The sequence below is a fragment of the Azorhizobium sp. AG788 genome, from assembly GCF_943371865.1.
Lineage (GTDB): Bacteria > Pseudomonadota > Alphaproteobacteria > Rhizobiales > Xanthobacteraceae > Azorhizobium.
Genome location: NZ_CALRWL010000055.1, coordinates 1 through 24,068, shown reverse-complemented (window position 1 = coordinate 24,068; position 24,068 = coordinate 1). Strand labels below are relative to the sequence as shown.

The 24,068-nt window shown below is 65.3% G+C and carries 18 protein-coding genes, 1 tRNA gene and 1 pseudogene; 14 read left to right on the top strand and 6 right to left on the bottom strand.

Annotated elements, in window-relative coordinates; translation table 11 throughout:
• Nucleotides 1-176 precede the first annotated feature (176 nt).
• The 7 genes from AAG816_RS23415 to AAG816_RS23385 all read left to right on the top strand — a co-directional run bounded on the left by AAG816_RS23415 (nt 177) and on the right by AAG816_RS23385 (nt 8,843).
• Nucleotides 177-596 carry a DUF2946 family protein gene (locus tag AAG816_RS23415; protein WP_341992102.1) on the top strand — a complete coding sequence of 140 codons (420 nt, stop codon included), beginning with the start codon at nt 177-179 and terminating at the stop codon, nt 594-596.
• Nucleotides 597-881: 285 nt separating this feature from the next.
• Nucleotides 882-3,131, top strand: a complete 2,250-nt coding sequence (locus AAG816_RS23410; RefSeq protein WP_341992101.1) for a TonB-dependent receptor plug domain-containing protein — start codon at nt 882-884, stop codon at nt 3,129-3,131.
• A gap of 500 nt (nt 3,132-3,631) precedes the next feature.
• Complete coding sequence (locus AAG816_RS23405) at nt 3,632-4,381, top strand: DJ-1/PfpI family protein (RefSeq protein ID WP_341992100.1); 750 nt, start codon at nt 3,632-3,634, stop codon at nt 4,379-4,381.
• Entirely contained in the window at nt 4,378-5,439 is a 1,062-nt protein-coding gene (locus tag AAG816_RS23400; protein WP_341992098.1) for a Glu/Leu/Phe/Val dehydrogenase dimerization domain-containing protein, read from the top strand. The genes AAG816_RS23405 and AAG816_RS23400 overlap by 4 nt, the downstream gene beginning before the upstream one ends.
• A gap of 258 nt (nt 5,440-5,697) precedes the next feature.
• On the top strand, nt 5,698-6,912 hold the full coding sequence (locus AAG816_RS23395; RefSeq protein ID WP_341992124.1) for an ABC transporter substrate-binding protein: 1,215 nt from the start codon (nt 5,698-5,700) through the stop codon (nt 6,910-6,912).
• A gap of 330 nt (nt 6,913-7,242) precedes the next feature.
• Nucleotides 7,243-7,491 carry a hypothetical protein gene (locus AAG816_RS23390; protein ID WP_341992097.1) on the top strand — a complete coding sequence of 83 codons (249 nt, stop codon included), beginning with the start codon at nt 7,243-7,245 and terminating at the stop codon, nt 7,489-7,491.
• Nucleotides 7,492-7,628: 137 nt separating this feature from the next.
• Complete coding sequence (locus AAG816_RS23385; protein WP_341992096.1) at nt 7,629-8,843, top strand: FAD-dependent oxidoreductase; 1,215 nt, start codon at nt 7,629-7,631, stop codon at nt 8,841-8,843.
• 542 nt (nt 8,844-9,385) lie between these two features.
• On the opposite strand, the gene AAG816_RS23380 is transcribed toward AAG816_RS23385, so the two are convergent.
• Complete coding sequence (locus tag AAG816_RS23380; RefSeq protein ID WP_341992095.1) at nt 9,386-10,516, bottom strand: alpha/beta hydrolase; 1,131 nt, start codon at nt 10,514-10,516, stop codon at nt 9,386-9,388.
• 307 nt (nt 10,517-10,823) lie between these two features.
• On the opposite strand from AAG816_RS23380, the gene AAG816_RS23375 reads away from it, so the two are divergent.
• Together AAG816_RS23375 and AAG816_RS23370 are read left to right on the top strand one after the other, a co-directional pair.
• Nucleotides 10,824-11,210 carry a hypothetical protein gene (locus AAG816_RS23375; protein WP_341992093.1) on the top strand — a complete coding sequence of 129 codons (387 nt, stop codon included), beginning with the start codon at nt 10,824-10,826 and terminating at the stop codon, nt 11,208-11,210.
• A 317-nt stretch (nt 11,211-11,527) separates the two neighbouring features.
• Nucleotides 11,528-13,660, top strand: a complete 2,133-nt coding sequence (locus AAG816_RS23370; RefSeq protein ID WP_341992092.1) for a TonB-dependent siderophore receptor — start codon at nt 11,528-11,530, stop codon at nt 13,658-13,660.
• A 142-nt stretch (nt 13,661-13,802) separates the two neighbouring features.
• On the opposite strand, the pseudogene AAG816_RS23365 reads toward AAG816_RS23370, so the two are convergent.
• Nucleotides 13,803-14,742, bottom strand: a pseudogene (locus AAG816_RS23365) (GlxA family transcriptional regulator).
• Nucleotides 14,743-14,966: 224 nt separating this feature from the next.
• On the opposite strand from AAG816_RS23365, the gene AAG816_RS23360 reads away from it, so the two are divergent.
• From AAG816_RS23360 to AAG816_RS23345, 4 genes are all read left to right on the top strand, one after another.
• Nucleotides 14,967-16,454 carry an amidohydrolase family protein gene (locus AAG816_RS23360; protein ID WP_341992091.1) on the top strand — a complete coding sequence of 496 codons (1,488 nt, stop codon included), beginning with the start codon at nt 14,967-14,969 and terminating at the stop codon, nt 16,452-16,454.
• Nucleotides 16,451-17,410: a GTP-binding protein gene (locus AAG816_RS23355; protein ID WP_341992090.1), complete on the top strand. Its 960-nt coding sequence runs from the start codon at nt 16,451-16,453 to the stop codon at nt 17,408-17,410. Before AAG816_RS23360 ends, AAG816_RS23355 begins: the two co-directional genes overlap by 4 nt.
• A gap of 431 nt (nt 17,411-17,841) precedes the next feature.
• On the top strand, nt 17,842-18,540 hold the full coding sequence (locus AAG816_RS23350) for a DJ-1/PfpI family protein (RefSeq protein ID WP_341992089.1): 699 nt from the start codon (nt 17,842-17,844) through the stop codon (nt 18,538-18,540).
• Between the two features lie 57 nt (nt 18,541-18,597).
• A complete protein-coding gene (locus tag AAG816_RS23345; protein ID WP_341992088.1) occupies nt 18,598-18,990 on the top strand; it encodes a hypothetical protein in 393 nt (130 codons plus the stop codon).
• 8 nt (nt 18,991-18,998) lie between these two features.
• Here AAG816_RS23345 and AAG816_RS23340 read toward each other — a convergent pair.
• The 4 genes from AAG816_RS23340 to AAG816_RS23325 all read right to left on the bottom strand — a co-directional run bounded on the left by AAG816_RS23340 (nt 18,999) and on the right by AAG816_RS23325 (nt 22,313).
• Nucleotides 18,999-19,074 (bottom strand) — tRNA-Lys (locus AAG816_RS23340).
• A 154-nt stretch (nt 19,075-19,228) separates the two neighbouring features.
• Nucleotides 19,229-20,728 (bottom strand): tripartite tricarboxylate transporter permease, encoded by a 1,500-nt coding sequence (locus tag AAG816_RS23335; protein WP_341992087.1) that lies wholly within the window; start codon nt 20,726-20,728, stop codon nt 19,229-19,231.
• A 10-nt stretch (nt 20,729-20,738) separates the two neighbouring features.
• Nucleotides 20,739-21,200, bottom strand: a complete 462-nt coding sequence (locus tag AAG816_RS23330) for a tripartite tricarboxylate transporter TctB family protein (protein WP_341992086.1) — start codon at nt 21,198-21,200, stop codon at nt 20,739-20,741.
• Nucleotides 21,201-21,341: 141 nt separating this feature from the next.
• Nucleotides 21,342-22,313, bottom strand: coding sequence for a tripartite tricarboxylate transporter substrate-binding protein (locus AAG816_RS23325; protein ID WP_341992123.1), 972 nt, complete (start codon nt 22,311-22,313; stop codon nt 21,342-21,344).
• Nucleotides 22,314-22,681: 368 nt separating this feature from the next.
• On the opposite strand from AAG816_RS23325, the gene AAG816_RS23320 reads away from it, so the two are divergent.
• Nucleotides 22,682-24,068, top strand: a 1,387-nt coding sequence (locus AAG816_RS23320) for a DUF6600 domain-containing protein (RefSeq protein WP_341992085.1), incomplete at its 3' end; no start/stop codon positions are given.

Sequence of the window (24,068 nt, the reverse complement as noted above, 5' to 3'; positions counted from 1 at the left end):
GCCGGGGTCTGACGTTGCATTCCTATGCTCAGTCCCGTAGCCGGATGGGTGGGCCAACAACGCGCATTGTTGACGATGATGGCGTGACAGCTTGAACGAGCGTAGGGACCGCTGAATAATTTGTGTCATTCCTTGGGCAGAAATGCCATAGTTCAGCCATTGTGGGGGCTGAGTTCATGAGTCGTCTGCATCCAATGAATGGATGGGCGCGTCACGTCGCGAAAACCATGCAGAGATCGGTAGCGGCCTCCCTGCCGTGGCTGATTTCGTTTTCGCTCGTCTTCCAGATTTTCCTCACCTCAGCGGTCGTCGCCCAGCAGGCTGGTGCGGTGCGGGCCGATCCCGTTCCCATCTGCATCAATGATCCTGCCGGCGGGCGCGCGGACAGCGACGGCGGGACAGGCGGGAAAGCTGCGGTCCATTGCCCGCAGTGCCTGTCGCGGGTGGATGTGGCCATCTTGCCGCCGCCGCCGGCCACGCCAATGCTGGTGCGCATCGCCATCGCCAGTCAGGCGCATGTGCCGCCGACACCCACGGTTCCGCAGGCCTTAACGCGCCGCGACCACCGGCCCCGAGCCCCACCCCTGTCGATATAAGCGCAGCCGTCGTCCCTTCGAGACCCTCGGCGCGCACTGGCCGGTCGCCACTTAGGCGGTGCCGGTCCCTTTCCCTGGACTGTTCCGTTGCGTCTGCGCCGCCCCGCCAGACGCTCGCTCCGAAGGGAGTGAGCGTCGTCGCGCCGTGGCGCGCGCATCGCGCCGGCATCCTCGTGCCTGCCTTCCGCGCAGGCCCCTGTCATCACCGCTTTCAGGTCCGTCATCTGCACCGGCAGCACATGTGCGCCCCGGACACGGACACGTTCATAAATTCCGGAGTTCTCCATGGCTTATTCTTATGTTCGCGGTCGTTTGCGCCGGGGCGGGCGCGCGAAGACGTCCCTGGTCTCCCCCGTTCTGCTCACCCTTTCGCTCTCGTCCCTGGCGGCCACCGGTGCCGCGGGCCAGACGCTGACCCAGCCACCGGCGCCGGTCGAACTGACGACCGTGGTCGTGAGGCCCCCCGCCGGCACCAGCGGCCAAGGCGACGGCATCGGAGGCGTCACGCCCACGGACACCGGGATCATCACCGGGGATGAGGCCGCGCGCGCCACCGTCTTCACCAGCGACACCGGCTCGCTGATCTCCCGCATTCCCGGCGGGGCGGCCTGGGGCGCGGGCGGAGTCTCCAGCCTGCCGCAGGTCAATGGCATGAGCGCTGACCGGGTGCAGGTGGCCATCAATGGCATGATCTTCAGCCCGGCATGCCCGAACGAGATGAACCCGCCGCTATCCTATCTGAACCCGGCCATGGTCTCGAAGGTGAAGGTCTATACGGCCACGGCGCCCGTGAGCGTCGGCGGGGACTTCACCGGCGCCCGCGCCGACGTCACCCTGGCCCAGCCCACCTTCACGGCCGGGCAGGCCCTGACCACCAGCGGCAGCGTGTCGGGTTTCTACCGCAGCAACGGCAATTCCTACGGCACCGACGTCAATGCCACCGTCTCCAACGCCGACACCAACATCACCTACACCGGCGGCTGGGCGCGGGCGAGCGACTACAGCTCCGGCAACGGCACGGTGATCAAGTCCACCATGTACGAGACGCAGAACCACGCCCTGAGCATCTCCAAGCAATTCCAGGACCAGATCTTCACCTTCCAGATCGGCGGTCAGTTCATTCCCTACCAGGGGTATGTGAACCAATATATGGACATGACCGAGAACAAGAGCATCTTTTTCAACGGCGCCTATGAAGGCATGTTCGACTGGGGCAAGCTGGAAGCGAAGACCTTCTTTAGCCGGGTCCGGCATACCATGGGCTTCATCGAGCCGGACAAGAGCGGCGACATGCCCATGGATACCCGCAGCACCGATCTCGGATATGCGGTGAAGGCCACCATCGGCCTGTCCCCCAGCGACATCGCGCGGATCGGCAACGAGCTTTATTACAACAAGCTCGATGATTGGTGGCCGCCGGTGAGCGGATCCATGATGATGGGGCCAAATACCTTCTATAACATCAACAACGGTCAGCGGCTGCGCTTTGGATATTTTGCCGAGTGGGAGCACGCGCTGAACGCGCAATGGTCCACCATCATCGGCGCCCGCAACGACATCGTCTGGATGAACACCGGCGATGTGCAGGGCTATAACGCCATGATGTATGGCGCCAACGCCGCCGCCTTCAACGCCCTCGACCATGCCCGCACCGATTTCAATATCGACGGCTCCGCCATCCTGCGCTACCAGCCCAACGCCTCCAGCACGTACGAACTGGGCCTTGCCCGCAAGACCCGCTCGCCGAACCTTTATGAGCGCTACGCCTGGTCCACCAACGCCATGGCCATGGACATGATCGGCTGGTTCGGCGACGGCAACGGCTATGTTGGCAACATCAATCTGGTCCCGGAGAAGGCCAATACGGTGAGCTTCACCGCCACCTGGAACGACCCCGCCAAGAAGGCGTGGGAGCTGCGCGTCTCGCCTTACTACAGCTATGTGCAGGACTATATCGACGTCCAGCGCTGCGCGCTTCCGGGCTGCCTCGCCAACCTGTCGAACAATCTGACCGCCACCGACAGCTTCGTGTTCCTGCAGTTCGCCAATGTCGACGCCTGGCTGTACGGCGTGAATATCGATGGCAAACTCGCTCTGTGGGATAATCCGCAGTTGGGCCAGGGCGTCTTCCGGGGGGCGCTGAATTTCGTGCGCGGCCAGCGCACCGACGGCGTCAATCTCTACCAGATCATGCCCGTGAATGCGACGCTGGCCCTCGACCACACCTTGGGCCATTGGACCAACACGCTGGAAGTGCAACTGGTCGGCGAGAAGACCGAGGTCAGCCAGGTCCACAATGAGGTGGAAACCTCGGCCTATGCGCTGTTGAACTTCCGCACCAGCTATCAGGTGCAGCGGCTCAAGGTGGACTTCGGCATCGCGAACATCCTCGACACCGAATACAACTTACCCCTCGGTGGCGCCAATCTCGTGAACTACCAGGTCTCATCGATGATGGGGACATCCCCGGCATGGGGATACCCGGTGGCGGGGCCGGGCCGCTCGTTCAACACGCGGGTGACCGTGAACTTCTGACGGGTCATCACCGTAAGCACCTGCTCACGCAACGCAATCCTTCGCCACAATGTGGCCGGTGGCGCCCGTGGGAACGACGACCTGCGGCGCCCAGAGCGCGAAATCGACGGCATTTTCCAATGCCGTCGATCAGGCGATGAACCGCGGCGGAAGCGGCGGAGACCGGGTGCGAGAGCGCGACCGACCAGCTTCAGCCAGGTCGCGCAGTTGTGGACAAAGGCCTGAGGGAGACGGAGCAGAGCGGGCCCAATCACCCGACAGCATCGACGCGCTGTGAGGGAAGACTCACATGGTGACGGTGACAATCCAATCATATGACTGGATTACTATTCCTTTGATCAGCGCGTGAAAGTGACCGCCCGCGTTCCAGCAAAGGGGGGCCGCGCCGATCGATCCCTCCATGGGGTACGAGATCGCGTGACCGGAAAGGAGGGAAGAACGGCGTATCCGCCGCCACGTGTCGCGTTTTAGGATGAGGGCTCAGCAAACTGGGGACATCCGTGAAAGCAACACTGGAGATCGGACTTCTCTTCTTCCCCGGGATGACGCAGCTCGATGTCACTGGGCCGTTCGAAGTGCTCGCGCGCCTGCCGGGGGCGCGGATGCACCTGCTCTGGAAGCGCATCGAGCCGATCACGAGCGATGTCGGCCTGACCTTGATGCCGACAACCACGTTTGAGGACTGTCCGCCGCTCGATGTGCTCTGTGTCGGCGGCGGTCCTGGACAGATGGCGCTGATGGACGATCCTGAGGTCATCGGCTTCGTGGCCCATGCCGGCGCGAATGCGCGGTACGTCACGTCGGTGTGCGCGGGCTGCTTTATCCTCGCGGGCGCCGGCCTTCTCAATGGCTACAAATCAGCGTGCCATTGGCTCTCGCGCGATCAACTGGCGATCTTCGGAGCCATCCCAATCGCGGAACGCATCGTGGTGGATCGCAATCGCATTTCCGGCGGCGGGGTCACGGCCGGTATCGACTTCGCGTTTCAGGTGGCGGCGGAACTGTGCGGGGACGATGTCGCCAAGCGCCTGCAACTGATGCTGGAATACGCCCCGAAACCACCCTTCGACATCACCGAGCAGAACGCCCCACCCGAATTGTTGGCTGAAATTCGATCGGCGGCACGTCCGATGCTCGAAGAGCGGCGACTTTCCAGTGAGAAAGCCGCTGCGCGACTGCGCGACGGCCACCTTCCGGTGCATCCGGACGATGCGGACGTGCCATCGAGCCGCCCTGGAGTTCCGCGATGACGCTGCAGATCCGGACATCGGACGAGGACGGTCAACGCATCGTCTGGTTCGAAGATCAGAGTTCCGATCTGTCGGGCGTGATCGCCCTCGATTCCCTCGCGCTCGGTCCGGCCGCCGGCGGGTGCAGGTTCTGGCACTATGACGACCCAGAAGACATGTTGCGCGATGCGCGGCGGCTCGCGCGCGGGATGAGCTACAAGAATGCCATGGCGGGGCTGCCGCTGGGGGGCGGCAAGTCCGTGATCCAGCGACCGCGGGGCCCATTCGATCGCGAGGCTCTGTTCCGCGCGTTCGGCCGGGTGCTCGATGAATTGAGAGGGGACTATCTCACGGCGGAGGACGTGGGAACGTCCCCGCGCGACATGGAAATCGCGCGCGCGGTTTCGCCCTTTGTCCTCGGACTGCCCGCCAATGGCACCACAGCCGGTGGCGATCCCTCGCCGTGGACCGCGCTGGGGGTTTTTCTGTGCATTGAGCACGCTCTCGCCCGTCGTGGGATTGCCCTTGCGGGAAGCCAGATCGCCGTGCAGGGCCTCGGGAATGTGGGGGCAGGTCTGTGTCGCACGTTGCACGACCATGGCGCGCGGCTGATCGTGGCCGATGTCCATGGGCATGCGGTCGAGCGTCTCCTCGCCGATGTCCCCGCGGAGGTCGTCCTTGCCGAGGACATTCACCGCAGCGCTGTCGACCTCTTCGCGCCCTGTGCGCTGGGAGGCGGGCTCAATCCGGAGACCATACCCCACATCCAGGCACGGCTCGTGGTGGGCGCGGCCAACAATCAACTCGCATCGACGTCCGATGATGAGCACCTGAGCAGCCGCGGAATTCTGTATGCGCCGGATTATATTGTGAATGCCGGTGGAATCATCAACGTCGCGGCAGAATATCTGGGCAACCAGCAGGGCGAAGTCCGCGATCGCGTTCGCCGCATTCCGGACCGGCTCGCAGCCGTGCTGGATCGGGCGGAGGCAACGGGACAATCGCCGTCGCGGGTCGCCGATGCCATGGCCCTGGACCTGATCGGTGCCGCCACGCCCGGCCAGCGATCGCCAGCGTAGAAAGCGTTGGATCGACGCTGCCGGCCCGGCGCGGCAACAGCGCCGGGTGATGGCAGAAAATGATGGAATTGCGCCGTTGTAGGCCATCGACACACGGCGCAAGCTTCCATCGTCGAACGGCATGGCTGCCGACATGCAAGGTCATTTTCGCGTGCCGGCCTGCACTACAAAAACCCGCGACAAATCCAGCCATCAGGGGAACATGACAACATGGCGCAGGATCGCAAACCATCGTTTCGGGGCGGCGCATTTCGCAGGATGCTAAAATCGACCGTCGGTGCATTCACCCTCGCAGCGATACTGGCCGGGCCAGCGGCTGCGGAGATTTCCGGCGGGGTGGTCAAGATCGGGGTGATCAATGATCAGTCCGGGCCGCTGTCCGATTTGGCCGGGCCGGGCTCGGTGGCGGCCGCGAAACTGGCCATCGAGGATTTCCACAAGCTCTCGCCCTCGCTCAAGGTCGAACTCGTCACCGCAGACCATCAGAACAAGCCGGATATCGGCGCGCAGATCGTGCGGCGGTGGTATGGGGAAGACGGCGTGGACATGGTGGCGGACGTCGGGAACTCGGCGGTCGCGCTGGCCATCCAGTCCATTGCCCGCGAGAAGAACAAATTGGTGATCTACGCGGCTGTCGGCACCGGAGACATCACGGGAAAGCAATGCTCGCCCACCGGATTGGCTTGGCTGCACGACAACTACAATCTTGTCGCCGGCCCCGTGCGCAAGCTCGCCGGACAGGGCCTCACCTCCTGGTTCTTCATCGCCGCCGACTATGCCTTCGGGCGGAACATGGTGGCGGAATCGGAGCGGGTCCTGACCTCCGCCGGCGGCAAGTCGGTGGGAGCGGTCTTCCATCCGATCGGGAACGCGGACTATGCCTCCTTCCTGCTGCAGGCGCAGGGTTCCGGCGCGAAGGTGGTGGCCTTCGCCAACGCCGGCGAGCAACTCGTCACCGCCATGAAGCAGTGGAACGAGTTCGGCATGAGTTCGGGACCGCAGAAGCCGGTCGCCCTGCTCATGTTCCTCACCGATGTGCACAGCATGGGCCTCAAGACCGCGCAGGGACTGACCACCGTCACCTCCTGGTACTGGGACCTCAATGACGATACCCGCGCGTTCGCGAAGCGCTTTTTCGCGGTGCGCGGCACCATGCCCACGGCCCCGCAGGCGTCGGTCTATTCGGCAGTGCTGCACTATCTGAAGGCGGTTGCGGCGGTGGAGTCCGACGACACCGATCGCGTGCTGGCGAAGATGCGCGCCACACCCGTGGATGATTTCTATGCGCCCGGAGCGATGCTGCGCGCTGACAGCAAGCTTGTCCACGACTTCTACCTCGTCCAGGCGAAAGCGCCCGCGGAGCTGGAGAAGCCCTGGGCCTACTACAAGGTCGTCGAGAAAATCCCTGCTGCCGACGCCTACCGGCCGTTGAGCGAAAGCGAATGCCCCCTGGTCGTCGCGAAGGCGAAGTGAGGCCCTGAACCAGCGGGGCCGCTGCGGGTGCCTGTCGTGAGATGGCCCATTGCACCCGTCGCCGGCTGGTGGTTCCCTCTTCCATCCCTCGGGCGGGGAAAATCCGCAGACCCACGGCGGCCCCGCCCGAGCGCATCATGTGTCGTCTTCCTCTTCTGCGGGGCCAGGAGAGCGTGTCGAGCGGTGTTATTGATCTGTTGATCATCGTGAGACGACTGATCGATCCCGAAACGGGACGCGACGAGATTGCGGAGATCGGCATCGCGGGGGAATGGGAGGGCTGCGGACGTCAGCCATCGGCCTGCCCTTCACGCCGCAGTGGCCGGCCCCTTGGTGACAGTGATCGACGCGGAAGCCCATTGCACGGCGCAGGTGCTTGCGGCCGACTTCATCTGCCTCGCCAAGGCAGGCACACGGCCAGCCCGCGATCTTGCTGCGCTCCGAGTGAACCTGGCCCCCATGCACAAGGTGCTCGTGGTCGAAACGGATGCCGCCAGTCTGACGCCGGCGCGCGCGCCGCGCAGCGGCACACAACGCGTGTTCATCGGCAAGACCGGGCTGTTCGATGCCTCGCGATGACGTCCGCGCTTGAATCCATCACGCAGGCATGATCCAGAGTTCACGCGCAGATCGTGCGCGGCAGTCTCCAGGGGCTCGGCCGGGCGAGCGCAAAGGGGGCGCCATGTGCGCCCCCACCAGGGTTTTGAGGGGACCATATGGCACAGATCGCTGTTCTTGGGGCCGGCATGGTCGGCATCTCGACCGCCCTTGCGTTGCAGGACCGGGGCCACCACTGTGTGGTCGTCGATCGGTCGCCGCCCGGCCGCGAAACCAGCTACGGCAACGCCGGGCTCATCCAGGCGGAAGCGGTCGAGCCCTACGCCCTTCCGGCCAACCCGCTGTCGCTGATGCGCATGGCGTTTGGCGCCAAGAATGCGGTCGAACTGAACTGGCGTTCGCTGCCGAGCGAGGCGCCGGCCCTCTTCAGCTATTGGCGATCATCGCTGCCGAGCTCCCTGCAGAAGGTCATTCCCATTTGGCAGCAACTGGTGTCCGAAGCGGTCCCGCGTCATGCAGATCTGATCGCGGCGGCCGGGGCCGACAATCTGATCCGCAGGGACGGCTATTGGGAGGCCCATGACACGCAGCGCGGTCTCGCCGCAGCCATCCTGGAGGCGGAACGGCGCCAGCAGCGCTACGCCGCCGCATTCACGCTCGCCGACCCGGCCACCTTGGCCCGCGCGGAGCCGGGCCTGCGTCGTCCCCTGGCGGGCGCAATCCACTGGACCGCGCCCTGGAGTTGCCTCGCGCCAGGCGAACTGGTGGCGTCCTATGCCCAGCTGTTTGCGAAACGGGGCGGCCGAATCGTGGTTGGCGACGCACTCTCGCTGAAGCCCGTCGGCAAAGGGTGGCACGTGGCCGGCGAAGGCGCGGAACATGTGGTCATCGCCCTCGGGCCCTGGTCGCCGGCCTTGCTCAAGACGTTCGGCTATCACGTGCCGATGGTGCGCAAGCGGGGCTATCACCGGCGCTATGCGGGCGATGCCGGTCTGCGCCGCCCCATGCTGCTGGCGGATCATTCGGTGGTGCTGTCGCCCATGTTGGAGGGATTGCAGATCGCCACGGCGGCCGAGCTGTCCGCCGCCGCGCCCCAAGACCACCCGCGGCAGTTGGCGCGCGGAGAGGCAGCGGCGCGGTCTCTGGTGGACGTTGGGGCCCCCATCGCGCCGTCGCCATGGTCGGGGACCCGCCCATGCCTGCCGGGCATGCTGCCCCTGGTCTGCCAGGCCAAGCGTCATCCCGGTCTCTGGCTCAACTTCGGGCATGGACACCAAGGCTTCACTCTCGGCCCTGTCACCGCCGCGAGATTAGCGCGGGCGATGGACGGCGACGCCAGCGCGATCACGGGGCTCGATGGCGGCGTGCGATAATCGTTGCGCCGCTCAACGCCCCCTTGCGCACCGCTGGGACGCTCCAGCCGATGCTGCCGGGCAGAACGGGGCGCGGCGAAGGTGGTCGTCGGCAGGATGGTGGGGACGGTGTCGCTGGACACCGGCTCAAGGCGCTGCCAGATCAGGTGGACACCGGCATCCAGCAGGCGAGCCCACCTGAAGCGGTCCCGTTCTGCCCCCGCGCCGACCAAGCCGGGCTCAGCCCCCGCCACGTCGCGCGAATGTTCAGAGCCAAGACCGGCTCCCCCTCAACGGCCATAGAGCGTATCCGGCCGGAAGTGGCGTGCGAGCGGGTACATCGTACAGCCAGCGGAGTGAGCGCGCGACCGAGTCGACCGGTCTCCGTGATCGGGAGTGCAGGCTTGTCCCGCATTCAAGAAGGCGTCCAGGATTCTCGGGGCGCTTCATATGAGCGGCGGCGCGCATATCGCAGAGTCAGGGCTTCGACGTGAAATCAGTGCATGCGGCATTGTCGAGCTTCGATGGGCATTCCTCAAAACCGGCCCCACGGCGTCGCTCGGCTATTTTTTCGCCGGCGACATGAGGCCGCGAGAGCGCATCCACCAGAGCAGTTCGTCGAACCAGTGATCGCTCGTCGCGCCATTGGGCTTGAGGTCGAACCCGTGCCCGCCGTGCGCATATACATGGAGTTCGGCCGCCACCCCGGCCTTGCGCCATGCGGTGAACAGTTGCACGGCATCGTTCGGCTGAAACGGGTCATCTGCCGCGGCGGCGATGAAGGCGGGAGAGGCATCGGCCGGCACCGGCGTTCGCAGTCCGCCATAGAGCAGAACGACGAAATCCGGTCGCGACGCCTTGTCGCCGATCGCAAGATCGGCGGCGAGATAGGCTCCGGCGGAAAAGCCAATGACGCCGACCCGCTTGGGATCAATGCCCCATTCCTGCGCGTGTTGCCGCACGATCGCCATGGCGCGAACGCCGTCCTCCACCGCATGGGGCTCGCCGGCAAAGGGCGGCATTTCGACCGGAAGGCCGGTCTTCACCCGCGCCATGAGCGTGTCCATCTCCTTCAGATGGGCTTCGGGCATTTGCATCGGATCGCCGGAGCTTTGGATCGTGCGATATTTGAGCACCAGCGCAGTAATGCCCTGCTGCGCGAGGCGGCGGGCGATGTCGGTCCCGCCGGCGTCATATTCCAGGCCGACGAACCCGCCGCCGGGCGCGACGATCATGGCCGTACCATTGGCCCGCCCGGGCGCAGGGCGGAACAGTTCGAGCGTCGGTTCGCTGACATTGAAGATCAGCGTGGGGCCCGCCTTCAGCTTTGTCTGGGACTCGGGAACGCCGAGCGGTGCGACACTGCCCTTGGGATAGAGCGGGATGATTGATCCGCCGGCGGCAGTGGCCGGCGCCGACGCCATGGTCCACAGGAGCGTCGCGGCAAGGCCGAGACTGGCAATTCTGGAGCGTGGGCTCATAACAGTCCTTCGCCTTCGAAACCCCGCTTTGGGGGTGACCGTAGGTCGTGGCGTAGCAGGAATTGCTGGATATTGGCCATTCACCACGGCGCTCGGCTGGATGCCCGAACGATCGGGCTGGCCGGTCAGCGAAGCACGTGAGGGAACCATCTGTCGCCAATTCAAGACCGCAAAACGACCTTCCAACTGCGGAATGACACACCAGAGCAGCATTTATTCCGCGCGCCGGGCACTGCGTTGCCCAAGGCACCCTCCGTATCCACTGGAGCAATCTAGAAGCAGCAGGCAACGGATCGAAATGACATTTTTCCCTCCTTTGCTGCCACAGCCAAGGAGGTTCAACGACATTCCGCCCGTGCGCGCAATTCACTCGCCGCTCGCGCGAACTCAGCGCTGGACATGAGCTGCAGGAGGCGTCACCCTCCATCGACACGTCATCGAATAATCGATAGCTCAGCAGCGCGTGGGCGGATCATCCCCACCTGCAGGGGCGTCGTCCTGACCCCGTTGAGGATCACTCGTGAGCAGCAGGCCCAAGACATGGAGATACCTGACCGCGCTCAGCGTGGCGTATCTGCTCGTCTTCCAGTTGCTGCTCATCGGCGTGTCCGCCGGCACGCGCTTCAGTGTGGCGGCGACGGCCGATGTCGACGCGACCGCCTGGTGCGCCGGCGAACGCTCCGGGCACGATGAACCTCCGGAAGATGCCGGCTGGGGGTTTCCGCCCTGCTGCTCCATCGCCTGCCCCATGGTGGCGGCGATCGGCCTGCCGCCCCACGCGCCGGCGGCATCAGCGCCAGCGCGATTGGCGCGTGCCGCAGAGCTTTTCACGCGTCCCGACGCCCGCCATGGCCCGCAGATCGAGACCGCGAGCTTCCATGCCCGCGGGCCGCCGTCCGCGGCCTGACCGGCCGCCCGCCGGCCGACGTCGGTGCCTGACCGGCCATCGCCATTTCCGCTGCACGACCACGCGCGCGACCGTCAAGGTCTGACACGCGGCGATCCGCCGTTGCCGATCGGGTTCCGGGTTCGGCCCTGAACCCGGGGTGCGGCGCCGCGTCCGCCACGTGCCGAGCCGTGGCATACGCCCCCACCCTTATCCTCATGCCCCCGGCGCCGATGCGCATGGCTCCGCAGCCCGCGGAGCGGCCGCCGGCGGCAGGACCGAAAAGCCCCAAGAGAAGCCCCATGAACAGCCTTGTGAGACGCTCGAAGAGACGCCGCATGAATGGCCGGACCATCGCCCTGCTCGCGTCCGCGACCATCCCCACCTCCGGGTTCGCCCAGCAGATCCAGGAGATCAGCCTCCAACCGGTCATCGTCCAGAGTACGCTGTCCGACATCACCGCGACCACGGCCGGCGATGTGGAGGGCTACCGCGCCCTGACCGCGTCCAGCGCCACCCTGACCGCCACGCCGCTGCGCGAGATCCCGCAGTCGATCCAGGTCATTCCGCGCAGCGTGCTGGACGACCAGGGCGTCACCTCCATGCAGCAGGCACTGCAGAACGTCAGCGGCGCGGTCGGTCAGAATCCGCTGCAAACGCCCGTCTACAACGGCAACTACATCCGCGGTTTCGTCGCCGAGCAATATCTCGACGGGATGACCACCTACCTGAACACGGGTGACCCGAACTCCTTCGCGAACGTGGAACGGATCGAAGTGCTCAAGGGCCCCAATGCCATCCTCTATGGCGGCGGCGTCGGATCGCCCATTGGCGGCGTGATCAACGTGGTGTCCAAGATGCCCACCGCCAACCGCTTCTACGAGTTTGGCGGCACCGTGGGCAGCGACGGCTATTACGCGCCTTACTTCGACATCAACCAGCCGCTGAATAGCGCCGGCACCGCTCTGTTCCGGGCCACCGGCACCTATATCTGGGCTGGATCAAACGTCGATGTCATCGAGGCCAAGCGCTATTCGTTCAACCCGACCCTCACCCTCACCAACAATGAAGATACGTCGCTGACCATTCAGGGGCTCGTCTCGCACTGGCAGCAGCAGGACTATCAGGGCTTGCCCGCGGTCGGCACCCTCACCGGGCCGTTCCGGCTCAACCGCGACCTTTTCATCGGCAATCCGGACATCCCACCCACCACAATCGACAGCAGAAGCATCACGGCCACGCTCGACCATAGGTTCAATGACATCTGGTCGAGCAGCACCAAGATGCGCTACGGCGAGACCCATTACGATCAGATTTCGCAGATCATCATCTCCAACGAGCCGGATCCGGGCACTGCGTCGTGGCCGCTCTACAGCTCCAATGTCAAGGAAAACCGCGCCGAGTTTTCGGCGTCCTCGCACCTCCTGGCGGAATTTTCTTCCGGCATGTTCGATAACAAGCTGCTTTTCGGTGCCGACTACAGCCATATGTCCGAGAAGGCCACCATGTATATGGGCGGCCCGTTGGCCACGGTCGATCTGCTTGCCCCCACCTCATGGCCGGCCTGGGAGGCACCGACCGGCGTCGCCATGAGCGACGGCGATAATGAGTATCAGACTCTCGGCGCTTATGTGCAGTTGCAGTCCACCATCGCGGACCGGCTCCACGTCCTGGGCAGCCTGCGCCTGGCACGGCTTGAGATCGATCAGTATTCACCGACCTATCTGCGTAGCGACACCACCAGCGAGACCCGGCTCCTGCCCCGCATCGGCGCGGTCTTTGACCTGACCAAGGACTTCTCGATCTTCGCCGATTATAGCGAGGGCATGAAAGGCAACCCCTTCTATTTCTACTCGGGCGCAGCGGTGCCCGAGCTCTCCAAGCAGGTCGAGGCCGGCATCAAGTTCGACTTCAAGAACGGCCTGTCCGGCAGTGCCGCCATATTTCAGATCAACCGCTCGAATGTGCCCGTTACCGATCCAAGTGACCCGTTCGGGCTGACCAGCCTTGCCATCGGCGAGCAGCGCTCGCGCGGTTTTGACGCCGATATCATCTGGCAGCCCGACAGCCACTGGAAGCTCATGGCCAACTACGCTTATGTGGATGCCGAGCTGACGGAAGACATCCCCAACGGCGCCCCGGCTGGCAGCAAGCTGGTGGGCATTCCGCTGCACTCCGGTGGGTTCTGGGTGGACTACACCTTCGGCGGCGGGATGCTTGCGGGCTGGAGCACCGGTGCCGGGCTGCATGCCGCCTCGGGGGCACCGATCGAGCTGACAAACACCTACATCACCGAGAGCTATGTGACGGTCGATGCCGCCATCCGCTACAAGAACAAGGGGTTCACAGCCAATCTTGCCATCAAGAACATCGCCGATGCGCAATACTATCTGCCGTACCAGTATATGATGGGCTCTGTGGCCGCCGCGCCGGGACGTACGGTCTACCTCACTCTGTCGCAGCGCTACTGAGCGCGAGAGCCCCTGACCTCGGACCGGCGGCGAAATTCGCCGCCGGTGCAGCCCGGCGCGCACTCGGCCGTCGGGCGTTTTGGCAAGCCCGCAGGAGATATCCGTAAGCTTTGCGGCAAGCTGAGCTCGCGCTCAGCTGCTCTCAATCGGCGCGACCGGAGCGACGAATGGCTTGCGGTGGTTGACCGAAGGCTCGGATGAGAGCACGCCGCATCCGCTCAGGGTCACGAAATCCCGCTGATTGCGCGACGACGTCGATCGTCTCGCTTGAAAACTCGACCCGTTCGCGTGCCACCTCAAGCCGCAGCTTCTCGATCGCCTTGGATGGCCTCGTTCCGGTCTCTGCGGCGAACGCGCGCGCAAAATGGCGCGGGCTCATGCCGGCACGTTCCGCAAGTTGCTCCACGGTGAGCGACGCGTCGAGGTGCTCGCGAACCCACGACAGGAGTGCCGCGAAGCGGCCATTGGGTGCCTTCAATTCCAGAAGAGAGGAGAATTGTGACTGCCCGCCGCTGCGGCGCTGATAGAGCACGAGGTGGCGAGCGGTTTGCCGGGCAACCTCATCACCTTGATCCTCGGCCACCATCGCGAGCGCAAGGTCGATGCCCGCGGAGATGCCCGCCGACGTCCAGATCCGGCCATCGCGCGTAAAGATCTTGTCGGGCTCGAACCTGACTTTCGGAAAGCGAGACACGAAATCGCGTGTGAGCGACCAGTGGGTCGTGGCACGGCGACCGTCCAGCAGCCCCGCTGCGGCCAGGATGTAGGCGCCGCTGCAGACACTCGCCGACGCGCGCGTCGCCCGCCGCTACCCGGCGCACAAAGGCCAAGGTCGCTGAGCAGGCCAAAGATTGCTCAACGCCCTCTCCTCCAACCACGATCAGCGTGGAGATCGGGGGGCAGGAGTGAATATCGCAGGCGAGCATTGCGGCGCCCGACGAACTGCGCACCGGCCCTTCAGTGAGGGCGACAACCTGCATCTCTGGAATCTTTGCCGCGTCGCGCCTTGCAATCTCGAAAACCGAGATTGGCCCGGCGACGTCCAGGATCTGGAAATCGGGAAAGACAAGGATTCCAATCATGAGGATGACCGAAAGTGAGGGAACAACGACATTTTTCCATTGCCGTACTCATGGCAACATGTGTTGATCAACCTCATGGTGGGAGATGTCATTGCCGAGCGCTTTCCCGATCGGATTGCTCGCGTCGCCACGTGTCGACCGGCTCGACGGAGCTGCGCGCGGTGCCGAGCTCCCCCTCTCTTGCGAGGATGAGAGCGTCCTTGGTCGGAGAGAGCGGCCCCGGCATGTATGACATTGTCTTCGTCGGCGGCAGGGTCCTGGATCCCGAGACGGGCCACGATGGAATTGCCGACGTAGCGCTTCGCGACGGCCGCATCGCAGCGGTCGGGTGCGATCTGGAACCGGCGGCGCACCTTATTCCGGCCCATGGCCTTGTGGTCGCGCCCGGCTTCATCGATCTGCACGCGCACGGGCAGTGCCTCCCCGCAGACCGGATGCAGGCGTTCGACGGCGTAACAACGACCTTGGAACTTGAGGTCGGTGTGTGGCCGGTTGCGCGCTGGTACGACGAGCAAGCCCACGCGGGGCGCGTCCTGAATTACGGGGCCTCCACAGGCTGGATCTTCACCCGCATCGCCGCGATGACCGCGCAACAAACCGAGTCGAGCCTCGCCGGGATGGGACGGGCCATGGCGGACAGCCGCTGGACCGTGGACGTCGCGACGCCAGCCGAGATGGCCAATATTCTGGAGCGGGTGCGGAATGGGCTTGATCAAGGAGGTCTCGGCATCGGCTTCCCGAATGCCTATGCGCCGGGCGCAGGGGTCAAGGAGATCTCCGAACTCTGCAGTCTGGCATCCTCCATCGGTGTGCCGACCTTCACGCATATCGCCTACATGTCGAACGTTGATCCACAAAGCTCCATCGACGCCTACACGCGCCTGATCGGGCTTGCGGGCTCGACCGGCGCACACATGCATATCTGTCACTTCAACTCGACAAGCCTTCAGGACGTGGAGCGCGCGGCCGAGCTCGTCGCCAACGCCCAGGCGCAGGGCCTCAAGGTCACAGTGGAAGCCTATCCTTACGGAACCGGTTCGACGGTCATCGGGGCGGCCTTCTTCGGCGATCCGGCATTTCCAGAACGCACGGGCGGGGGCTACGACACGATCGAGCATTTGACCTCGGGCCACCGCTTCCTTGATCGTGACGACCTCGTCACCGCACAGGCGAAGGATCCCGGCGCGCTCGTGCTGTGGCATTTCCTGGACGTCGCGATGAACGATCGCCACCGGGATCTCCTCGACGTTTCCGTTCTCTATCCGGGCGGCGCCATCGCGTCCGATGCCGTCTCCTGGCTGCTTCCCGACGGCTCGACCTATCTCGGCGATCACTGGCCGCTGCCGCAAGACGTGATCTCCCATCCGCGTTCCAGCGGGACGTTCACGCGCTTCCTGCGCAAATGGGTGCGGGAGCGCCAAGCGATGTCCCTGTTGGAGGGCGTACGCAAGTGCACCCTGATTCCGGCCCGACTGCTCGAAGAGAGCGCGCCCGCGATGCGCCGCAAGGGCCGGATTCAGGTGGGCTGCGATGCCGACATCGTGTGCTTTGATCTCGATACGCTGACCGACAGAGCCGACTTTCGCAATCCGAACCGCCCATCTGAAGGGGTGCGGCACTTGCTGGTCGGCGGTGAGCCCGTCATCGCAAACGGGGACTTGATCCGGGAGGCACGGCCGGGCCGCCCGGTCCGCCGGCCCCTGGCGCAATGACAATTCCCGTCCTGCTGGTGGCGGGAGCGCTCGGCGCGGGGAAAACCACGCTGGTCAACCACCTTCTGCGCAACCCGGATGGCCGGCGAATTGCCGCGATCGTCAATGATTTCGGCGCCATAGACGTGGACGCGACCCTCCTGGCGCCGTCGGCGGACGGGATTGTCAGCCTGAAGAACGGCTGCATCTGCTGCAGTCTCGAAGGCGATCTGCTGCGGACCCTCGTGACGCTGACGCGCCGGCGGCCATGCCCCGATGCGATCATCATCGAGACGAGCGGCGCCTCCGATCCCGCCGCGATCGCGAGCGCGCTGCTCGATCCGGTGGTTTTCGTAGCCACACCTCTCGACACCGTGGTGTGCGTCGTCGATGCCAGGCAGATTGCGGACAGGCCAGCGCTCCTGGATGATCCACTCTGGCGATCGCAACTGCGTGCAGCGGATTTCGTCATCGTCACGAAGGCGGACCTGGTGGCGCCTGCGGAGCTTGAGGACGCAAAAGCGGGCGTCGCCGCCCGGCACGCCGGGAAACGGACGTTCTACGCGATCGACGGCGCGGTCCCCTCGCCGGTCCTTTTCTCACAGGGTCATCACGCTGCGGCGGTCCGACCATCGCTGCGGGCCATTGAGGCCACCGAGCGCTTCGAGACCATGAGCTGGACGGCATCCACGCCCCTATCGCTCCCACGCTTCCAGCGGGCCGTCGGCCAGCTCTCGTCGGTCCTGCTCCGCGGCAAGGGCTTCGTCACCTTCGATCATCAGCCCGACCAGCCTGTGGTGTTCCAGCTTGTGGGCACCCGCGTCACGATCTCGCCCGGCGTCGACACGGCAGGGGACGGCCCTATGAACCGTCTGGTGTTGATTGCCGAGATCGGACGCCTGGATCGCGGCAAGGTCACGACGCTCCTGGACGCCGCGGTGATGGCGCCCGCAAACGCAGCGGTCGCGATTAAATGACGGTGTCGGCGTAAACGCGCCGCACTGGCATCGACGTGCCGGACAGGCGCTGGTGGCCGGTGGCGCGTGGACGGGCGGCCAACTGATGCCCGCCCCCGATGCAATCGCCCAAATATTTTCTATGTATCGTTCCTCTCTCAGCGCCGCTTGGGCCGAGATTCCGCGTCACCCGATAGTCTTCGTCGAGTCGTTTGCGCGCGATCGCCGGTCGGCATTCTGACGTTACTCCCGCGGAGCACCGGTCCCGACTGCCGTGGCGGCGGCTGCATGAGTGGGCCTTCGCAGTCCGCGACGCATTGCGGATTCAAGGCGAGATAGCCCGCGGCGTCGGGCCAATGGACCGAATTTGGCAGCTTCTGAGGGAAATAAGGCATTTCCGACATTTATAATGTGATGTCATTCTTTCCCTCATGAAAACACGGGAGACCTTCTTGAAAACATCAATTCAAATCGGATTACTCGTTTTTCCTCAGGTCACGCAGTTGGACCTGACAGGTCCACTCCAGGTCTTCTCCAGTGCGCCCGGCACCGAGGTGCATCTGGTCTGGAAGCGCATCGAACCGGTGCCGAGCGATTCCGTTTTAACGCTGACGCCGACTTGCACCTTCGCCGATTGCCCCCAGCTCGATGTGATCTGCGTCCCCGGTGGCTACGGGACAGATGCGCTCCTCAATGATGAGGACGTTCTGGATTTCCTGCGCAGGCAGGCCGACGGCGCGAAGTACATCACGTCCGTCTGCACCGGTTCCGTGGTGCTCGGCGCGGCCGGATTGCTGCAGGGCTACCGCGCGGCGACGCACTGGAGCGCACGGGACGCGTTGGCCCCGTTCGGTGCGACGCTGTCGGAAGAGCGGGTGTGCGTCGACCGTGACCGCGTTACCGGAGGCGGCATCACGGCCGGCATCGATTTCGCATTGACGCTGGTCTCCCTGCTGATCGACCGGCGAACGGCGGAGATGGTCCAGCTCAGGATGGAATACAATCCCGCCCCCCCCTTCACGTCGGGCTCGCCGGATACAGCCCCGGCTGAGGTTCTCGCCCTCATGCGCGAGAAGATGGCGCCCGGACAGGCGCGGCGCCTCGAGGCTGTGAACCAGGCAGCGGCCCGGCTCGCTGGGCGAGCCGGGTAACGAGGCCACGGCACCGCGGATCGCCGTTGCGCGGCGAGGCGACGAAGAGCGGTCGCAGTGCCGCCAATTGTCCTGAGCAGCGGATGCCAGGGCCTGCCAGTCGGCGACACCACCGATCCCGCGCGTGGCCAGCGCAGTCCCGGCGGCGGAAATGGCATAGCGCGCCAGCTGCGGCCACAGGCTCTCCAGAGCCTTGGGATCGGGCAAGGCGGCAGCAATGGCGACGGCCACCCGGTTCACCTCGCTGGTGGACAGGGGGACACCGGCCATGAGCTTGATGACGTCAATGCGATTTTGGATGTGCACTATTCGTGCGGGCGATTCGAGCTGGCCGAAAGCGCCGCCCTGACGCTCGATTCACAGTATGGTTGGGAAAAACTGCAAACTGAGTTGCAAACCGGCCAATCCGTTCCACTTCTGGACCGGCCGAACCACCACCTAAGTCTTTGAGAGTTAAGTGGTGGGCGCACTAGGGCTCGAACCTAGGACCCGCTGATTAAGAGTCAGCTGCTCTACCAACTGAGCTATGCGCCCCCGCCCTGAGGTGTGAACCCCGTGTGGGAGGACGGTGATGTAACAGCCTCCCCCCACCCTGTCCAGTACCGGAACCGGAAAACGCCATCTGGATGCGGCGCCTGTGGAAAACCCCGGCCGTCGGCCCGGAAGGACCGGCGGCCGGGGCCCATGACTACTCCTTGAACGCCTCTTCCCGCTTCTGGCGGATGGAGGGCAACAGCACCATCACCAGCGCCGCCGCGGCCAGCGCCAGCAGCACCGCGGAGATCGGCCGGGTGACGAACACCATGGGATCGCCGCGCGAGATCAGCATCGCCCGGCGCAGATATTCCTCCAGCATCGGCCCGATGACGAAGCCCAGCAGCAGCGGCGCCGGCTCGCAATCCAGCTTCACCAGCGCGTAGCCCAGCACCCCGAACAGGGCCATGGTGTAGACGTCGAAGGTGTTGTTGTTGACACTGTAAACCCCGATGCAGCAGAACGCGATGATCGCCGGATACATCACATGGTACGGCACGGTGAGCAGCCGCACCCAGATCCCGATCAGGGGCAGGTTCAGCAGCACCAGCATGAAGTTGCCGATCCACATGGAGGCGATGACGCCCCAGAACAGGTCCGGCTTGTCGGTCACCACATTGGGGCCGGGGGTGATGCCCTGGATGATCAGCGCACCGATCATCAGCGCCATCACCGGGTTGGAGGGAATGCCCAGGGTGAGCATGGGGATGAAGGAGGTCTGCGCGCCGGCATTGTTGGCGCTCTCCGGCCCCGCCACGCCCTCGATGGCCCCCTTGCCGAAGCGGCCGGGGGTCTTGGACATCTTCTTCTCGATGGAATAGGCCGCGAACGAAGACAGCATCGCCCCGCCGCCCGGCAGGATGCCCAGGAATGAGCCCAGGATGGTGCCGCGCAGCACCGGCGCGATGATGGCCTTGAACTCGTCCTTGGTCAGCATCAGGCTTTTGACCTTGGCCGCCACCAGCGAGCGCTGGCTCTCATCCTCCAGATTGCGGATGATCTCGCCGATGCCGAACATGCCCATGGCCAAGGCCACAAAGTCGAAGCCGTCGGCCAGTTCGTCGATGTTGAAGGTCAGGCGCGGCACGCCGGTGTAGATGTCCTGGCCCGAGAGGCCCAGCAGCAGGCCCAGCACGATCATCGCCAGCGCCTTGACCACCGAGCCCGAGGCCAGGGTCACCGAGGCCACCAGCCCCAGCACCATCAGCGAGAAATACTCCGGCGGGCCGAACTTCAGCGCCAGTTCCGCCAGCGGCGGCGAGAACACCGCCAGCAGCAAGGTGGCCACGGTGCCGGCGAAGAAGGAGCCCAGCGCAGCGGTGGCCAGCGCCGCCCCGGCGCGGCCCTGGCGGGCCATCTGGTGGCCGTCGATGGCGGTCACCACGGAGGACGATTCCCCCGGCAGGTTGATCAGGATCGCCGTGGTGGAGCCACCATATTGCGCCCCGTAATAGATGCCCGACAGCATGATGAGGGCAGACACCGGCGGCAGCCCGAAGGTGATGGGCAGCAGCATGGCGATGGTGGCGATCGGCCCCAGGCCCGGCAGCACGCCGATCAGCGTGCCCAGCAGCACACCCACGAAGCAATACAGCAGGTTCTGGAACGAAAGCGCGACGGAGAAGCCGAGCGAGAGGTTGTCGATGAGTTCCACGGGCGTCTCCTCAGTAACCGCCGAGCCACGGGCCGAGAAGCGGTATCGGCAACCCCAGCCCGAGGATGAATACCGCCCAGCAGAACACGCACATCACCCCGGTGATGCTGAGTGCGGTCACCAGGTTGAACTTGCGGCTGGCCAGGGTCGCCAGGAACACAGTCGCCGCCAGCGCGGGCAGAAAGCCCAGCGGCCGCATGGCAAAGCCGAACAGCAGCGTGCTCAAGGTCAGCAGGATCAGCGCCCGCCAGACGATACCGCTGGGCGCCTCCCCCGGCACCCGCAGCCCGTTCACCAGCACGATCAGGCCGAGGCCACCCAGGAGTATGGACAGGAACAGCGGGAAATAGCCCGGCCCCATGCGCATGGCGGTGCCGATGTTCAATTCGCGCGACTGCCAGGCAAACAGCCCGGCCAGCGCGATAAACAACAGGCCTGAGATGACATCCTTAGGATTGCGTACGAAGCCCATGGCCCGCTTTTCCCTCGCTTAAGATGACGTTGCGCCGCCGTTGCCGCCGCGTTTCCCCCGGCCGCCGCAGCGTCAGGGAAATCGCAGCGGCCACGACGGCGCGCCGTTTGGTAACGGATGTGACGGCGATCAGCCGACCGATCAGTCGGCGTAGACGCCAGCAGCCTCGATCACCGGCTTCCACTTGGCAACTTCCGCGGTGAGGAACGCCTTGTGGAAGGCCGGCGAGCGGCGATCCTTCGGCTCCGGCTCGGTGCCGAGGTCGGCGAAGCGGGCGACCACCTTGGGGTCATCCAGCGCCACGGTCAGCGCCGCATTGAGCTTGGCGATGGTCTCGGGCGAGGTGCCCTTGGGCGCGTAGAGGCCATGCCACACCGCCACTTCGAAGCCCTTCAGGCCGCCCTCCTCCATGGTGGGCAGGTCCGGCAACGACTTCACCCGGTCCTTGGTGGTCACCGAATAGGCCTTCACCTTGCCGCCCTTGATCTGGCCGGTGGTGTTGGTGGTCTGGTCGCACATCAGGTCGATCTGCCCGCCCACGAGGTCGTTCATGGCCGGGCCCGTCCCCTGATAGGGCACCGTGGTGACCTGAGTGCCGACGGCGGACATGAACAGCATGCCGCACAGATGGGAAGCCGAGCCGACGCCGGCATTGCCATAGGTGACCTTGTCCTTGTTCGCCTTCACATAGGCGATGACGTCGGCGATGGTTTTCGGCTCATAGCCGGGCTTGGCGATCAGCGTCATGGGCACGGCGGTGATGAGGCCGGCCTCCTCGAAATCGCTGAGCTTGTACGGCAGCTTGCGATAGAGGCTGGGGGCGGTGGACTGGCCGATATGGTGCAGCAGCAACGTGTAGCCGTCGGGCGCGGCCTTCGCCACCTGCCCGGCGCCGCGGGTGCCGCCGGCGCCGCCCACATTCTCCACCACCACCTGCTGGCCCAGGGTCTTGGTCATGGATTCGGCCACGAGGCGGGCCACTGTGTCGGTGGGTCCGCCGGCGGCGAACGGCACCACCACGGTGATCGGACGCGCGGGGTAGGCCGCCTGCGCCAGCGCGGGCCGGGATGTCACCCCGAGGGACGCGATGCCCAGGGCGCTCGCCGCCACCATCGTGAGGATCGCGGCGCGGGCCGCGTGAGCCATCTTGAAGGTCATACCACTCTCCTGGTCTATCCCCTCCCGGGGCTTCTCTGACGCTAAGTCATGCGCCTTATGCTTGTTGAACGGCGCGCCATACCGTCCGTCAAGTCCTCCTTTCGTCCGGGACGGGGCAAGGGCGGAAAATCTCTGGTGCGGCTGCCGCCGTTCCGTGCAGTTGCCGTTCGCCGTGCACAGCTACCACCCGCCGCAAAGCTGCCGCAGCGCCGCCCCACCCATCTCAATAACACCTTGTTTTACCATTGTTATTTCCAAGAGACGTCATGGAACCCCGCCTTCATCTTCACCGTTGAGCGTACAGCAAACTGGAGGCGACGCCGATGAAGACCGTTCGCGACGCGAACCCCCAATCCACACCGAGGCAGGCGCTGGTGGCGGGGGTGGCGGCAAGCTTTCTTCTGGCGGGGCTGATGGCCCCTGCCCAGGCACAGGTGTCCCCCCGTTCCGGCCAGGGCGCCCCCCTGCCTCCCGGCTCCCCCGCGAACCCCGGCGCCGCGCGGGTAGACATCAACGTCTTTTACGCGCCGCTGGCGGAGCACGGCAGCTGGGTGGTCCATCCGGTCTATCAATATGTCTGGGTGCCCGCCGACCTGGACGCCGCCTGGCGGCCCTATCAGGAAGGCCGCTGGCTGTGGACCGAGGACGGCTGGTACTGGGATTCCGCCGAGCCCTTCGCCTGGGCCACCTACCATTACGGCCGCTGGGGCTATGAGCCCGACTATGGCTGGTATTGGGTTCCCGGTGACACCTGGGCGCCCGCCTGGGTGAAATGGCGCCGCGGCGGCGGCCATACCGGCTGGGCGCCCATCGCCCCGGACGCTCCTGGCTATGCCTACGGCCCCCCGCGCCGCTATGACGTGCCGGTGGCGGAAAGCTGGGTCTTTGTGCAGGACCAGTATTTGGTGGCCCCGGACCTCACCGCCCGCGTGCTGCCCATCGCCGCCTTGGCCGGCTGGCTGCGCAGCGATCCGCGGGTCTATGATCCCAGCTTCGGCAATGGCCGCGTGGCGACGCGCTTTGTGCCGCCCACCGATTTCGGTCCCACCGTGGAGCGGGAGGTGGTCACCCGCCGATTGGTCTATGTGGACCGTTATCAGGAGGAATTCGACGATTCCGCCGGCGCCCGCATCGGCATCTACCGGCCCTATATCGCCCGCGCCCAGCAGATCTCGCCGCCGCGGGAAGTGATGCGCAGCGTGCCGCAGGACCGGCGGGTGATCATTCGCCAATATGTGGGGCCGGACCCCGGCAACGGTCTGGCGCCGTCTGCGGCTTTGCTCTCCGTGCTGAGCGTCGACCAGCGCCAGTCCCTCCGCGATGCCCGCTTCTCCGGCAACCAGCAGGCCTACCGCCGCGACCTGGACCAGTTCCGCGACGCTCGCACCCAGCAACTCCAGCAGGAGTGGGCCGAGGCGGAGCGCAATCGCGAGCGCTATGAGCGGGGACGCCTGGAGCGCATGCGGGGGCAGGAACAGATGCAGCAGCGGGTGCTTCAGCAGCGCCAGCAGCGTGCGGCTGACGTGATCCAGCGCCTGGAACAAGAGCGGCCCAACGCGGTGCCCCCGGCCTTGCCGCAGGCGCCCGGCGCCCCCGGCGGGCGCCTGTTGCCCGGCGCGCCAGCCGCGCAGCCCACCGGTGCGCCCGCAGCTCCGCCCCCGGGCGCGCCCGCGGCCCAGCCCCCCGGTGCGCCACCGCCGCCCCCAGCGG